The sequence below is a fragment of the Microbulbifer aestuariivivens genome, assembly GCF_039545115.1.
Taxonomy (GTDB): Bacteria; Pseudomonadota; Gammaproteobacteria; order Pseudomonadales; family Cellvibrionaceae; genus Microbulbifer; species Microbulbifer aestuariivivens.
Map to the genome: position 1 here is coordinate 33,105 of NZ_BAABRT010000009.1, position 13,488 is coordinate 46,592.

At 62.1% G+C, this 13,488-nt stretch carries 10 protein-coding genes; 3 read left to right on the top strand and 7 right to left on the bottom strand.

Annotated elements, in window-relative coordinates; translation table 11 throughout:
* Nucleotides 1-9 precede the first annotated feature (9 nt).
* Both ABEA58_RS06980 and ABEA58_RS06985 read right to left on the bottom strand, forming a co-directional pair.
* Nucleotides 10-666: a replication protein P gene (locus tag ABEA58_RS06980; RefSeq protein ID WP_345550081.1), complete on the bottom strand. Its 657-nt coding sequence runs from the start codon at nucleotides 664-666 to the stop codon at nucleotides 10-12.
* Entirely contained in the window at nucleotides 581-1,957 is a 1,377-nt protein-coding gene (locus tag ABEA58_RS06985; RefSeq protein WP_345550083.1) for a DnaT-like ssDNA-binding domain-containing protein, read from the bottom strand. Before ABEA58_RS06985 ends, ABEA58_RS06980 begins: the two co-directional genes overlap by 86 nt.
* A gap of 387 nt (nucleotides 1,958-2,344) precedes the next feature.
* Here ABEA58_RS06985 and ABEA58_RS06990 point away from each other — a divergent pair, with 387 nt between their 5' ends.
* Nucleotides 2,345-4,588, top strand: coding sequence for a heavy metal translocating P-type ATPase (locus ABEA58_RS06990; RefSeq protein WP_345550085.1), 2,244 nt, complete (start codon nucleotides 2,345-2,347; stop codon nucleotides 4,586-4,588).
* On the top strand, nucleotides 4,588-4,962 hold the full coding sequence (locus ABEA58_RS06995) for a cupredoxin domain-containing protein (protein ID WP_345550087.1): 375 nt from the start codon (nucleotides 4,588-4,590) through the stop codon (nucleotides 4,960-4,962). The genes ABEA58_RS06990 and ABEA58_RS06995 overlap by 1 nt, the downstream gene beginning before the upstream one ends.
* A gap of 71 nt (nucleotides 4,963-5,033) precedes the next feature.
* Here ABEA58_RS06995 and ABEA58_RS07000 read toward each other — a convergent pair whose 3' ends face one another.
* From ABEA58_RS07000 to ABEA58_RS07020, 5 genes are all read right to left on the bottom strand, one after another.
* On the bottom strand, nucleotides 5,034-5,555 hold the full coding sequence (locus ABEA58_RS07000) for a DUF411 domain-containing protein (RefSeq protein WP_345550089.1): 522 nt from the start codon (nucleotides 5,553-5,555) through the stop codon (nucleotides 5,034-5,036).
* A gap of 165 nt (nucleotides 5,556-5,720) precedes the next feature.
* Nucleotides 5,721-7,601 (bottom strand): NADH:ubiquinone reductase (Na(+)-transporting) subunit F, encoded by a 1,881-nt coding sequence (gene nqrF, locus ABEA58_RS07005; protein ID WP_345550091.1) that lies wholly within the window; start codon nucleotides 7,599-7,601, stop codon nucleotides 5,721-5,723.
* The gene (locus ABEA58_RS07010; protein WP_345550092.1) at nucleotides 7,598-8,398 is read right to left on the bottom strand and encodes a hypothetical protein; all 801 of its coding nucleotides are present in this window, start codon (nucleotides 8,396-8,398) and stop codon (nucleotides 7,598-7,600) included. The genes nqrF and ABEA58_RS07010 overlap by 4 nt, the downstream gene beginning before the upstream one ends.
* Before the next feature lie 566 nt (nucleotides 8,399-8,964).
* Nucleotides 8,965-11,223, bottom strand: a complete 2,259-nt coding sequence (locus ABEA58_RS07015; RefSeq protein ID WP_345550094.1) for a TonB-dependent receptor — start codon at nucleotides 11,221-11,223, stop codon at nucleotides 8,965-8,967.
* A gap of 804 nt (nucleotides 11,224-12,027) precedes the next feature.
* Complete coding sequence (locus tag ABEA58_RS07020; RefSeq protein ID WP_345550096.1) at nucleotides 12,028-12,234, bottom strand: hypothetical protein; 207 nt, start codon at nucleotides 12,232-12,234, stop codon at nucleotides 12,028-12,030.
* Between the two features lie 260 nt (nucleotides 12,235-12,494).
* Here ABEA58_RS07020 and ppk2 point away from each other — a divergent pair, with 260 nt between their 5' ends.
* Entirely contained in the window at nucleotides 12,495-13,262 is a 768-nt protein-coding gene (ppk2, locus tag ABEA58_RS07025) for a polyphosphate kinase 2 (RefSeq protein ID WP_345550097.1), read from the top strand.
* Nucleotides 13,263-13,488 lie beyond the last annotated feature (226 nt).

A 13,488-nucleotide genomic window follows, 5' to 3' on the forward strand; every position in this document is an offset into this window, starting at 1 on the left:
ACGGCCGGCTTACAGGTCCAGTTCTGCGCGCAGCGCCGCCATTTTTTCCGCGTTTTCCTCTTTGGAGAGCGGTTTGCCGGGGTTGTCCTCCAGGCGCAGCTGTTCCGGTGCCGGCAGCTGCTCGCCCTCGAGCACTCGCGCGCAGAGTTTGCGGTAGTGCTCGGCAAACACCGGGTAGGCGGTGGACTCCGGGTTGTTGGCGAGGAAAAACCAGTTGGCCTCGCGGCCGGCGTGGTACACCGCCGGGTGGCTCCAGTGGTAGTTGGCCTTGGGACTGGGGGCGTTGCAGGCCTCGCGGTAGGCGGCGCGGGCATCCGGCAGGCCGTTGTCGCCGGCGGCACACAGCTGCAGCATCTTGTGTACGGTGGGCAGGTATTCACACTGCTTGATCGCCCGCTTGGCGCCGGCGACGATCTGTTCCGGGGTGAAGGCCTCGAGGGATTCCAGCCACAGGCGCTTGGCCAGGTGCAGAGTCTCGGTATCCGGGAAGGCGGCATTAAACTGGTTGTGGTAGCTGAGCTTCAGCAGCCCGAACACCTCGTTGAGGGCGCGCTTGCGCTCGTTCAGCTGTTCGCCGCCGTTACCAGTTTGTGTCTGTGACGATGTCGATGACCGATCTGTCGCGGGTGCGTTGCTTGTTGGGGTCAGTGAGTTGCTGCTTGCCATGAGTTTGTCCTATCGCCAGCTTGTTGCGCTCTGCCCACTGGTAGCGCGCATGACGCACGAAAATGGCGTCCCAGCTTTTGCGCGCGGCGTTCTGGCCGCGCCAGTAAAGAATGAATTCGGGCACCAGGGAGAGGGCAAATTCCCGCTCTATTTCACACTGGTTGAGCAGATGGCTCAAGCAGTCGCTGCTGGGCTGCCAGTTGCGGGAAATGGGCTTGGCCACCGGGTTCTTTTCAATACCCTGGCAGTAGTAGGCCCACTCCTCGCGGGCGTACTCGATAAACTGCTCACCCCAGCGGGCGCTGTGACCGCCGCGCTCCAGCCATTTGTAGATGAATTCCGGCAGCAGCTCGGCGGCGAAGTTGGGGTTGATGGCCAGCCGGCGCAGCTGCTCCCAGGTGTGCTCGCTGGGCTGCCAGTCGCGGGTCATTGCCGTGGGTTTGCGCTTTTCGATAAACGGCGTGTCCTGTTTCTCCCAGTCTTCCATGATCCAGTCATTGAATTCCAGGTCCCAGGAAATGGACAGCTTGCCGCTGGAGCGATGGTAGTCGAGGAAGCGCTGCAGGCCCCGTTGCACAAAGGTGCTGGGGACGCCTTCATCCGCCAGTTTGCTCAGGGTGTCCTCGCCCGGATACCAGCCCTCAGGCAGCGGCTGCTTGCGCTGCGTGGTGGCGCGGTAGGCCTCCCACTTGCTCTTGACCTGTTTCAGGAACAGGGAGCCGAAGGAGTGGCGGGACTCGCCGCGTTCGCGCCAGTAGGTGACGAACTCCGGCAGCTGCTCGCGCACGAAGTGCTCTGGCACGCCCAGCTGGGCGATCCGCGCCATGGTCTCCTGATCCGGCTGCCAGTTGGGGGCGATGCTATTGGCGCTGCGGCTGGCCGGCGGCTGGGTGTGGATCGAAGCCTGAGTTGCAGACTGGGCCGGAGGCTGAAGCGGAGCCCGCGCTGGTGACTGGTGCGGCGACGGCGGCGCCGCTGCGCGTTGCTCGCCGGCCAGGGCAAATTTGAGCAGGCCGCTGGCGCCGTAGGGCGCCGAGCCCAGCAACAGCGCGCCCTGGTTGCGCAGGCTGGTGGCCACCCGCTGGATATCCGCCGGCTGCCAGAAGGGCAGCAGCTGCTGCAGCTGCTCCGCTTCCACGCTGTACCAGTCGCGCCCGGGGTGGCTTTCCACCGCCAGGAAAGGCAGCAGGTCGCCGAGCGCCGTCAGCAGCACCGCCTCCTCCAGGCCGAGGGTGGCGGCCAGAGTGGGCGAAAGGCAGAGGGGGCGTTCCGGAAGCAGGGGATGTGTCATGGCGCGATTCTACCACCCCGGCCCCACCTTTGCGCAGGGACCGACACGGTTGTTACCCTGATGGCTGACTGAAAATTCATGGTCCCATGCTGCCCGAAGGCGGCGGGCGCGGGGCCAGCGGGGACCCATAAAAGAAGACGTATAGGAGGGTGGGCCGCCATATCGCCGGGCAGTTGCCGACTGCCCGCTCCCAGCTTCGCCCAAAGGGGCCCCTCGCGGCGTGATGATTTTGTGTTTTGCGCGCGGCGATACCTGCCTTGCGCGGGCAGGATGGCGTTATGCTTGTGTGCAATAGCGGCGCCGCCGCCAGTGCTGTAACTGAGCTTTGAGTATGAGCTTTAAGCGTGGGCTGTAAGAGAGCGCTTTAACCAGGAGAGTGAAGTATCCATGTCTGAGCTGAAGCAGACTTTTCGTCTCGAAGGCGCGTCCTGTGCCGGCTGTGTGCGCAAGATCGAGGGCGCATTGGCAGAGGTGCCGGGTGTCGAGGATGCGCGGATCAATCTCGCCGACAAGACGTTGCTGGTGCAGGGGGATGTCACCCCGCAAGCCTGTATCGCCGCGGTGCAAAATGCCGGTTACGGAGCCGAGCAAGTGCGGGTCAGCGAGCGCGAGCGGCGCGAGCAGCAGCGCGCCGAGGAACAGCGGCATTACCGCGACTTGTTGCGGCGCTGTTATATCGCCCTCGGCCTCGGTGTGCCGCTGATGGCCTGGGGGGTATTGGGCGGCGACATGATGGTCAACACCCCGGGGCAGCAGCTGGCCTGGGGTGTTGTCGGGCTGCTGACACTGGTGGTGCTGGTCTATTGTGGCGGGCATTTTTTTACCGGTGCCCGGCGCGCCTTCCTGCACCACAATGCCAATATGGACACGCTGGTGGCCCTTGGCACCGGCACCGCCTGGGCTTTTTCCATGCTGGTGGTGGTGGCGCCACAGCTGCTGCCGGAGGCGGCGCGGCATGTGTACTTCGAGGCCAGCGCCATGATTATCGGCCTGATCAATCTCGGTCAGGCACTGGAGCTGCGCGCCCGCGGCCGCACCAGCGCGGCGGTGGAAAAGCTGCTGCAGCTGCAGGAACCCACCGCGCGGGTGCTGCGCGATGGCGAGGAGCGGGACCTGCCCCTCGAACTGGTGCAGGTGGGGGATCGCATCCGCGTGCGCCCGGGAGAAAAAATCCCCGTGGATGGCGCGGTGGAGGAAGGCAGCAGCCTGGTGGATGAATCCATGCTCACCGGCGAGCCGCTGCCGGTGAAAAAGGCCAGCGGCGATTTTCTCTCCGCGGGCACGCTGAACAAGAACGGCACCCTGCTGTTTCGCGCCGAAAAGGTGGGGGCGGAAACGCGGCTGGCGCAGATTATCGAGATGGTGAAAAACGCCCAGAGCTCGCGGGTTCCCATCGCCCGGCTGGCGGACACCATCTCCTCGATATTTGTGCCCACCGTGATGATGATCGCCGTGCTGGCGGCGCTCATCTGGTTCAACTTCGGCCCCGACCCCCGCGCCGCGCACACGCTGGTGGTGCTCACCTCGGTGCTGATTATCGCCTGCCCCTGCGCGCTCGGCCTCGCCACGCCCATGTCGGTGATGGTGGGGGTCGGCAAGGGCGCCGAGTACGGCGTGCTGATCCGCAACGGCAAGGCGCTGCAGCAGGCCAGCAAGCTGGACACGCTGGTGGTGGACAAGACAGGCACCCTCACCGAGGGCGCGCCGCGGCTCACCGACATCGAAATCGATCCCGGCTTCGCCGGCGGGGAGGACGCATTGCTGCGGCTGCTGGCGAGCCTGGAGCAGGGCTCCGAGCACCCCCTGGCGGAGGCGGTGCTGAGTGCGGCGCGGGAGAAGGAACTGGAACTGGCGAGCGCGGAGGCGTTTGAGGCAATCACCGCCCACGGTGTGCAGGGCAGCGTGGATGGCCGGCGGGTTTTGCTCGGCAATCGCAAGCTGATGCAGAGGCACAACATCGACATCGGCGACTGGCCGCAGACGGTGCAGAAGCTCGCGCAGGAGGGGCGCACCGCCATGTATGCCGCTGTCGATGGCAGTATCGCCGGGGTGATCGCCGTCGCCGACCCGCTGCGCCAGGATGCCGCGGCGGCGATTGAGCGCCTGCAGAAGCTGGGGCTCAGCATTCATATGCTGACCGGGGATAACGAGGGCACGGCCAGGGCGGTGGCGCGTCAGCTCGGTATCGACAGCGTGCACGCGGATCTGCAGCCGGAAGACAAGGAGCGCATCGTGGCGGAACTGCAGCGGGGCGGCGCGCACGTGGGCATGGCCGGTGACGGCATCAACGACGCTCCGGCGCTGGCGCGGGCAGAGGTGGGTTTTGCCATCGGCGCCGGTACCGATGTGGCCATCGAAACCGCCGACGTGACACTGATGCGCTCATCCCTGCACGGCGTCGCCGATGCGGTAGAGCTGTCGCGGGCAACACTGCGCAATATCAAGCAAAACCTGTTCGGCGCCTTTGTGTATAACGTGCTGGGCATCCCCATTGCCGCCGGTGTGCTCTATCCCTTGACCGGTGCATTACTCAGCCCGGTGATCGCCGGCGCGGCCATGGCCTTTTCTTCCGTGACCGTGGTGAGTAATGCCAATCGATTGCGCTGGTTCAAACCGGGGGAGGCTGCCTGATGCTGACACTGATCGTGAATATCGCCGGTGTGCTGTTGATCGCCGCGATCGTGTGGTGGTTCTGGATTGCCGGCAAAAACACGGCGCCGGCCGCTGGTGCTGTGCCCTCCGGAGCCGCCACGGAAATCCTGGTGAAAAACGGTGTTTATGAACCGGAGCGTATCCGGCTGCCATCCGGCAGCCCGGCCACCCTGCGTTTTCGCCGCGAGGACCCCAGCCCCTGCGCCGAGTATGTGCTCTTCCCCGATCTCGAAGTCAGCGCACAGCTGGCCCTGCACCAGGTCACCGAAGTGCGCCTGCCGGCGGCGGAGCCGGGGGAGTATCCGTTTACCTGCCAGATGCAGATGTACCGGGGAACGCTGGTTGTGGAATAGGTGAGTGCTTGCCTCGCCTCGTTACCGCCCGGTACTTTTCGGCTGGCTCGACACTGTTTCCTGGCGCCGTTTCAGTGCTGTGCCTCGATGCTGTCGATATGGGCGTAGACACTGACGCTGCCATCGCTGTGCAGCAGGAATACATCGTAGGGAGTAAAACGCTCGCCGACTTCCATCCCCGGGCTGCCCAGCGGCATGGCCGGTACCGCGAGACCACGGGCGCCCTCGGGCGGGTTCTGCAGGAACTGGCGGATAATCTTGGCGGGAACATGTCCCTCGAAAATAAAGCCTTGCGGGGACACGCTGGTGTGGCAGGACTGGTAGCGGGGTTCGATGCCGTACTGGTCCTTCACCGCGTTGAGGTCTTCGACATCGCGGGCGCTAACCGAGAAGCCGCTGTCCTCGGTGTGCTCGATCCACAGCTGGCAGCAGCCACAGGTGGCGCTCTTGTAGGTGGTCAGCGGCATTGCGGGCTGCGCCTCGGCCTCCGTCGCCGCTGAATGGTCGCCCTGGCCGGCGTTGTCGCCACCGCAGGCGGACAGCGTTATCAGGGCGAAGGCCGCCAGAGTGGCCACCATGGTTTTGCAGAACATGCGCTTTCTCCGCTTAATTGACCGCTAGCTTCTGTTGTAGTGCCGCGCCGGGCGCGCCACACCATTCCCGCGAGGCGTGTGCCCAGCCGTCGGCGATTCTTGGCATTTTCCAGCAGACGGTCCTCTGTGACCAATCTTCAGCAAACGATCTTCAAAAACCGATCTTCAAAAACCAAAGTCCTCAAACAGAATGTTTTCCCCGGGTATGCCCAATTGATCCAGCATCTCGCGGCAGGCCTTGAGCATCGCCGCCGGGCCGCACAGGTAAAACTCGCAGTTGGCAAGGTCCGTGTGTCCGCGCAGATACTGCGACGCGGCGATATCGCCGATATTGCCGCAAGGGCCGTGCCAGCGATCTTCCCGCCGGGGCGCGGACAGGCCCAGCTGCCAGGTGAAGTTGTGGTGTTCTAGCGCGAGTTGATCGAATAGCTCGCGGTAGAAAACCTCGCGCAAATTGCGCGCGCCATACAGGAGATGCATTTTGCGCTCCGTGTTGCGATTGCGCAGCTGGTCCACAATGATGGAGCGCAGCGGTGCCAGGCCGGCGCCGCCGCCGATCAGGACCATTTCCCGTTCGCTGTCGCGGGCATGAAAGCCGCCGAACGGTCCGCTGAGATCGACACGGTCGCCGACTCTGAGGCTGAAAAGATAGCTGGACCCGGCCCCGGCGGGGTGTGCGTTATCCGCCGGCGGTTGAATGCGGACATTAAGCACGATTGCCGCTGCGCCTTCGCCGGGGCTGTTCGCCATCGAGTAAGAACGCCTTAACACTTCCGTGTGCTGCGCCCCGGGCGCCTGCCGCCAGCGGGTCCAGTCCCGGTCATTGCGATACTCCCTGTCTACGAGCAGATCCGCCTGCCTCAGCCGGTGCGGGGGAATTTCAACCTGCACAAAGCTGCCCGCGTTGAATTGGAACCGCTGGCCTGCGCTGGGCTGCAGGTGGATTTCCTTGATCAATGGCGTCAGGAAGCGCGAACGGGTGACCTCCGCCGGCAGGGTGTCGGCCTGCAGCACCGGGTCAGCAAGCCACACAGCAGTGGGGGTGCTGGCGCGCTGCTGGCAGGCCAGGCGGACACCCCGCGCCAGCTCTGCGGGGTCCAGCAGGGTCTTCTCACTGTGGGTTGCCGGCGCCTGCGGCTCGACGCGGATTCGGCAAAGGCCGCAACTGCCGCCGCCGCCACAGTTTGAGGGCAGGCGAATGCCATTGGCACTGAGGCCATCGAAGAGGTTGCTGCCGCTGGCCAGTGCCAATTGGTTGATGGGCGTTGAGCTGCCGTCGAGCAAGTCGATGGAGACTTTATTCTGGTGCAGTTTCAGCGCTTTCGACACCGATAGCGGCAGCGACGCCAGCAGGTTGAAATCCCCACGGGAGAAGCTGGCGAACAGCAGCAGGCAGCCGGAGACAGACAGCAGCAGCGCCCCAAAACCGAAGGCGATAACGAAGGGATTATTGAAATCCTGTCGCTCGCTGTAATCCATGATATGCAGCATCCAGAAGATATCGAACAGCCGCCATGTGTCGTTGCGCCGCTCCAGAACCCGCCCGTCCGTGGCGGACACGTAAAGGGTGCTGGCAAATTCGTCCGCTGCGTCGATGCGCCAGATGGGCGGCCGGTGGTTGCGCGTCTCCAGATTTGTCCTTTCCATTCTGACCGGGGTGCCCAGCAGGCGGTCATCACCGGCATAGTCCCGCCGCGCGATTTCCAGCGCCCGCACGCTGTCGATGGCGAAGGGCAGTCCGGTGCGGGCGTCGCGCAGCTCGATGCCCCGCTCTGTGGTGATGGCATACAGAGGCCGCCCCAGCCGGTGCACCAGTTCCAGCGAGGTGATGGTATTCGGCGCGTAGCGATCCGCGATCGCCTCGTGGCTCAGCAGCGCCTTTGCGGCCATCAGGCTTACCGGCGCCGGCTGCGGGTCCGCCAGATGGCGACCGCTCACCCTGGATGTGTCGAGCAGGTTGAAGGCCAGCCCGCTCGCCAGCCACAGCGCCAGCTGCAGGCCGATAACCAGGCTGAGCCACTTGTGGGTGGCTTTGACAAAATTCATGCGCTGGCCTCCCGCTGGTCTTTTTTTTCCTCCGGCGGGCCTCTCCTCTCCCTGACCCCTCTTTTCTCCCCGGCTACCCTGTTGGCGGGATATTTTTGGGGACTTACGCCGCGTTTGCCGAAGCTGTGAAACAGCAGCATCAGGCCGGCAAGGACGCTGGCGAGGCTTAACAGGCCGGCGCCCAGCAGCAGTGTGTTGTGGATATCCGCGCGCTCGTCGTAATCCATGATGTGCAGCATCCACAGGAAGTCGAAAGCCCGCCAGTAGTCGTGGCGCCGGGTGATGAGCGCGCCGGTATCCGGGTCGATATACAGGCTGGTGCCAAAGCGGTCGTCGAAGTCGATGCGCCACACCGGCAAAACCCGCGCGGGAATTTCTATCGGTGGTTCGGCGGTGATCAGCCTCGTGCGGCTGACTGCGCCATCTGCCGCGTAAAAGTGCCGCGCCAGCTGCGCTGCGGCGGCGGCATTCAAGGGCGGGATTTTTCCGCCGTTATAGGCATCGTAGCGGTGGGTTCCGTTAGCGTCCTGCAGCAGGTAATACGGATGGCCCATCAGGATTTTGAGCTTCACGGATTTAACCGCTTCGCGCCCGCCGATGAGCTGCGCGGTGGGGTAGAGCGGCCGCGAAAATGCGGGCAGGGGCTCATTCAGGTTGCGCACCAGGTGGTCGCCGTGGATAAAGTCCAGATTGATCACCACCATATAAAAACCGCTGGCAGTCCAGAGCAGGGCCTGGATGCCGATCAGCAGGAACAGCCACTTGTGTACTTTGCGGAGGGTGTTTGCCAGCTTCACGATGGTTCTCTTTGACAGGGTTCTTTTACAAGGTTCTTTTACAGGGTTTTTTGGCCGGGCTGTCTTGTGTAGTTTTTTGGGGAATTCGGCAGTGTATTTTTTATGGCTGTTGTGGCGCGCGCGGTTGGCCCAGGGATGATACCGGCAGCGGCCCTGGCTGTGAAAATTAATGGTGCCGACGGCGGGGGTGGTTCGGTGTTCCGCCGCTGCTGACGCGGGGTTTTTTGGTGCGCAAATGCGCCTTTACATGGAATGGGGTTTTTAATTCCTGCGCAAGGCTGGGATATATGCCTAAAGTGTGCCGGCAGGCTGTGGCTCAGGGCGTCGCTGTCAGGCGCGGCGTATCCGGCCGGTCCTGCTGGCGCATGGGCACATCAAAGTCGCGGCAACGCGAGAGTCTGCGCAAGCGGCAGGGATTAGCTGTGGGAGTTGGCGGGGAATTGGCGGCGCAGATAGGCGGTAGGGCTAGATGGCAGGGATTAGCGGCAGGAATTAACCGGACGAGCCGCAGAAAAACCGCTGCGGCTTGGCGGCCGCAGCGGAATCTGAGTCACATCAATGGGGCGTTACAGCGTCCAGTTAAGACGCATACCGGCGGTGCGCGGCTGGCCCCATACGCCGTAGCCCCAGTCGCTGCCGAGGGTGTTCTGGTAAGTGAAATACTCCTCATTCGTCAGGTTGTTCACAAACGCCTGCACACTGTAGCGACGGGAAGGCGAATACCAGCTCACGCTGGCATTGGCCAGGCCGTATGCCTCATGCCGTGAGTAGGGGTCGTTTTCGATCTGCAGGAAGTGGTCATCCTGCCAGGCGTAATCGCCTTGCAACACCAGCTCGCCGGATTCACCCAGGCCCCGGTAGTAACGGGCCACCAGGTTATAGGTGAAGCCGGGAGCCGATGGCAGTTCATTGTTGTCCAGGGAGTAGCTGTCGCCGGCAACAAGAAATATCTGCTCGGAATCAAATCGGGTGGATAGCCAGCCGGCACCGGCGATCAGTTCGAAGTTGTCGGTTACTGGCGCGGTCAGCTCGATCTCCGCTCCGCTACCGGTAACATCTCCCGCATTGGTAATCACGCTGCCGTCGGCGACGGTCAGGAACACCTGCGCCTGATAGTCTTCCACAGTGTAATGGAACAGGGCCGCATTGAGCCGGTAGCCATTCGCCAGGGTGGTTTTCAGGCCCAGTTCGATATTGCGGATGTCTTCCGCCCCCACCGGGCGGGTGGCTTCCAGGGAGGCGTTGTAGCTGCCGGAGAATCCTCCGCTCTTGAAGCCGGTGGAGTAGCTGGCGTAAGCGAGGGTGTCATCCATGGGGCGCCAGTCTAAGCCGATTCTGCCGGTGGTGGCGCTCTCGGTAAGGTCGTCGCGCACCGAAAGCGGGTCGTAAAAACTGGGGCCGGATTCCTGGGTAAACTGCCGCTCCTCTTCCGTATAGCGAAGCCCGCTGACCAGCGTCAGCGTTGGCGACAGGCTGTACTCGAGCTGGCCGAACAGCGCCCAGGATTCACTGTCGAGGGTGACGATCTCCTGGTGCCAGAGGCCGTCGGCGGTGGTGGGCGCTTCGGTCACCAGCCCGCGGTCATCCTTGTAATAGTAAAGGCCGGTCACCCAGGTTGTGCTTTCGGTGGCGCCGTTCAGGCGAACCTCCTGGGTATATTGCTCCGCATCCACCGCATACTGCTCATCGAACCAGACCACGGCGGTGCCGTCGCCGTCATCCTGCAGGAACTTGTCCAGTTCCTCGTAGGCGGTGATGGCGGTGAGGGTGAAATTTTCGAACTCCCAGTCGAGGGTGGCCGAGCTGCCGAACGTGTCGATCACGGTCACCAGCCCGCCACTGGCGCCACTGGCCACGTGCTCGGGGTCAAAGTTGCCATTCACGGCTTCAGAGCCGGTAAAGCCGAAAGTGTCACTGGTGCAGAGGCCATCCTGGATTCGCGATACGGAGCACTTCGGCGCGCCAGCGGCGGGGGCTTCAAGGTAACCCATATGGGCGAAACCCACCGAGTTCTGGTCGGCTTCACTGCCGTGAATATTCAGCAGCAGGCCGCCATCCGTACCCAGGTCAAAGTCCAGCTGGGCCCGATAACCAAAGTTGTCGGTGCTATTGAGCTTGTCCCCGGTGACCGTGTTGGTCTGCCAGCCGTCGCTGGTGGTGCTCTTGAAGGCGAAGCGGCCGCGCAGGCCCTCGCTGAGCGCGCCGCCGACGGCGCCTTCCAGAATCTGTTGCGAATAGCTGCCCAGGCTGGCGCTGGCACTGGCGCTGAACTCCTCGCTGGGTTTGCGCGATACATAGTGCACCAGGCCGCCAGTGGTGTTGCGTCCGTACAGGGTGCCCTGCGGGCCGCGCAGCACTTCGACCCGCTCCAGGTCGAACAACTGGATTGCCGAGCCCGCGGGATTGCCCCGGTAGACATCGTCCACATACATGGATACCGGTGGTTCCCAGGAGTCGGAAAAATTGACCAGGCTGATGCCGCGCAGGCTGATAGATGGGCTCGAAGCCTCGCCAAAGATGGCGAAGAAATTCATGTTTGGAACCTGCTGGGTGATATCCAGGCCCTCTTCAAACCCCATTTTTTCAATCGCGTCTCCGGTAAAGGCGCTGACCGCGATCGAGACATCCTGCATGGATTGCTGCCGTTTTTGCGCCGTTACGGTGACTTCTTCCAGAACGGACTGCTCGTTGGCCAGGGCGGGCGCGGCTATCGCCAGCGCCAGCAGGGAGGGGGCCAGGCAGTGATGCCACCTTGCATGACCTTTTTGCCCGCGGGGGTTGGACCGGCTGTGCGCCGGCGCGGTTTTTACGGATGCTGCTTTCATGGAACGCTCCTTGTCTTTCTTGTGGTCAGAGGTTTGGATTGAGGCGCTGTGACTCAACATCTGTCGGTGTAATGATGCTTTTGCGTTCTGGTTTTATGTTGCTTTAGTTCTTGGTATTAAATGTTTTTTCTATTTAAGCCGCCGCCGTGGTGCTGCGGCTTTTATACGCTATCAGGCGCTCGCCTCGGTCGAACGGCTGTCTCGGTGGTGCTGTTTCTGCGGCGGTATTATTCAGGTCATGCAGAGAGTCTGCTTCTGTAGAGCGGCTGTTGCGGTAGAGACTCTGGTTGTGCAGCGCCGCCATCGGGGATGGCGCGCTGCGCATGGTGACCATGTCGGTTTATTTCGGCTGATGTTGGTGCGTGTCGGATTATGTTGGCGCATGGCGGTGAAGCTGTGGCGCATTCGGGCTGTCTTTGAATTGGTTGCCCGGACATTGTGATGACGCCGGTTTGGTCTCACCCATCGGTTGACCGCGGTTGTTTCGGTCAGGCTTCAGCTTGTTGTTGCTAGACTGTTTTTGCTCGACTGTTTTTGCCCGAGTGTTGTCACTTGAGTGTTGCTGCCAGACCGTTACAGGAGGGCAGGTTTTACCGTTGAATCTTTGCGCTCAGTTTCCGGCAAAGAAGCGTGAAACTTTAAAAAGTTAAAAGCTCAACAGCTCCTGTTAACAGGATCTGTAGGTTTTTCACAGTTTTGTTGCGCGATTTCCCGGGCAGAATCCCTGACTTCTCCATGTTGTACGGTTTTTATTTTTTTATCTGCGATCTATCAGCTTAAGTCGATCGGCTTAAATTTATCGGTTTAGAGACAAGAAATATTTTCGATGTAGATGCGGAGTTTAAGAATCTGTTTGTAGCGGTAATATCGCTTCACCATACTGTCTGAAGATTGTTGGTGCAAGGGGCGGGTTTTTAAAAGCGTGCTTTTTCCCGTGAAAAACGGCAAAAGTTGCATTTTGCGCGATTTTTCCCGGTGAAAATCCTGGCTTGGCGGGTTGTTCTTCGTCATTGCAAATTGTTATGGCGAGTCTAGGCTGTTACTGCCGGAGAGGCGGTTCCCGGCAGGTGTTTCCCTCTGCGATGAGAGATGTCATCACCGAGAGCTGCAGAGAGTGGGCGCGCGAGCGCGGGGCGGGCGGCAGTGTACGAAGAGCCTGCCCAGGCCGGGTTCAGCGTGACGAGACTGAAGCCCGCATTGAAAGGCGTCGCAGCGAAGGCTGCGCAATGAAGGCGCCGGGATGATGGCTCTGAAATCAAAAGAGGCGAACCTTGGCCAAAGATGCCGATAACCAGTACCGGGAAATGCTGCGACAGCTGCAGATTGAGCTGGTCAAACTGCAGCACTTCCTGATTGCCCACAATCTGAAAATCCTGGTGCTGTTCGAAGGGCGGGATGCCGCCGGCAAGGACGGCACCATCAAGCGTATTGTCGAGCACCTGAGTCCGCGGGAAACGCGCGTGGTGGCGCTGGGCAAGCCCTCGGACCGGGATCGCAGCAGCTGGTATTTCCAGCGCTATGTCCCCCATCTGCCCGCGCAGCAGGAAATGGTGCTGTTCAATCGCAGCTGGTACAACCGCGCTGGGGTCGAGCGGGTGATGGGTTTCTGTTCAGAGGTGGAATACCAGCAGTTTATCGCCACCGTGGTGCCTTTCGAGCAGATGCTGGTGAACTCGGGAATCCAGATCCTCAAGTACTATCTGGATATCGATCAGCAGGAGCAGCGCCAGCGCCTGCAGGCGCGACGCACCGACCCCCTCAAGCAGTGGAAGGTGAGCCCGATTGATGAGGCCGCCATTGCCCATTGGGACGAGTACAGTCTTGCCCGCAATGAAATGTTCGCGGCCACCCACAATGTGAGCGCGCCGTGGACGGTGGTGCGGGCCAATGACAAGAAGCTGGCGCGCCTGAATGTGATTCGCCACCTGCTGTCGGTGGTGGAGTGCCCGGAGCGCGACCAGAGCCGCTTCCGCCCGGACCCCGATATTGTGTTTCCCTACCACGGCCGTCACCTGTTGAGCGGGCTGATCGCCCCCTGATCCGTCTCCCGCCGATCGCTTTACAGCCCCTCTGAAAATCTGCCCCGCACCGGGTTCTGCCGGCCCCGCAGGCAGGCTGCGCTGTGATGTGCTGACCCCGGCGGGGCGAAGTGCCAGTGGCGCTCAGGGTCGGGGGTATATGGGCATGGGGCGATGGGGCGTGGGGCGATGCGGGGCGGTGTCGGCAGCGCGGCGGGCTGGTAGACTGTGCGGCGATTCTCACCCC

Bases quoted from the DNA above. Each gene is read 5' to 3' on its own strand.
- ABEA58_RS06990 (WP_345550085.1), top strand. From the start codon at position 2,345: ATGTCTGAGCTGAAGCAGACTTTTCGTCTCGAAGGCGCGTCCTGTGCC.
- ABEA58_RS06995 (WP_345550087.1), top strand. From the start codon at position 4,588: ATGCTGACACTGATCGTGAATATCGCCGGTGTGCTGTTGATCGCCGCG.
- ABEA58_RS07020 (WP_345550096.1), bottom strand. From the start codon at position 12,234: ATGACGAAGAACAACCCGCCAAGCCAGGATTTTCACCGGGAAAAATCG.
- ABEA58_RS07000 (WP_345550089.1), bottom strand. From the start codon at position 5,555: ATGTTCTGCAAAACCATGGTGGCCACTCTGGCGGCCTTCGCCCTGATA.
- nqrF (WP_345550091.1), bottom strand. From the start codon at position 7,601: ATGAATTTTGTCAAAGCCACCCACAAGTGGCTCAGCCTGGTTATCGGC.
- ABEA58_RS06985 (WP_345550083.1), bottom strand. From the start codon at position 1,957: ATGACACATCCCCTGCTTCCGGAACGCCCCCTCTGCCTTTCGCCCACT.
- ABEA58_RS07015 (WP_345550094.1), bottom strand. From the start codon at position 11,223: ATGAAAGCAGCATCCGTAAAAACCGCGCCGGCGCACAGCCGGTCCAAC.
- ABEA58_RS06980 (WP_345550081.1), bottom strand. From the start codon at position 666: ATGGCAAGCAGCAACTCACTGACCCCAACAAGCAACGCACCCGCGACA.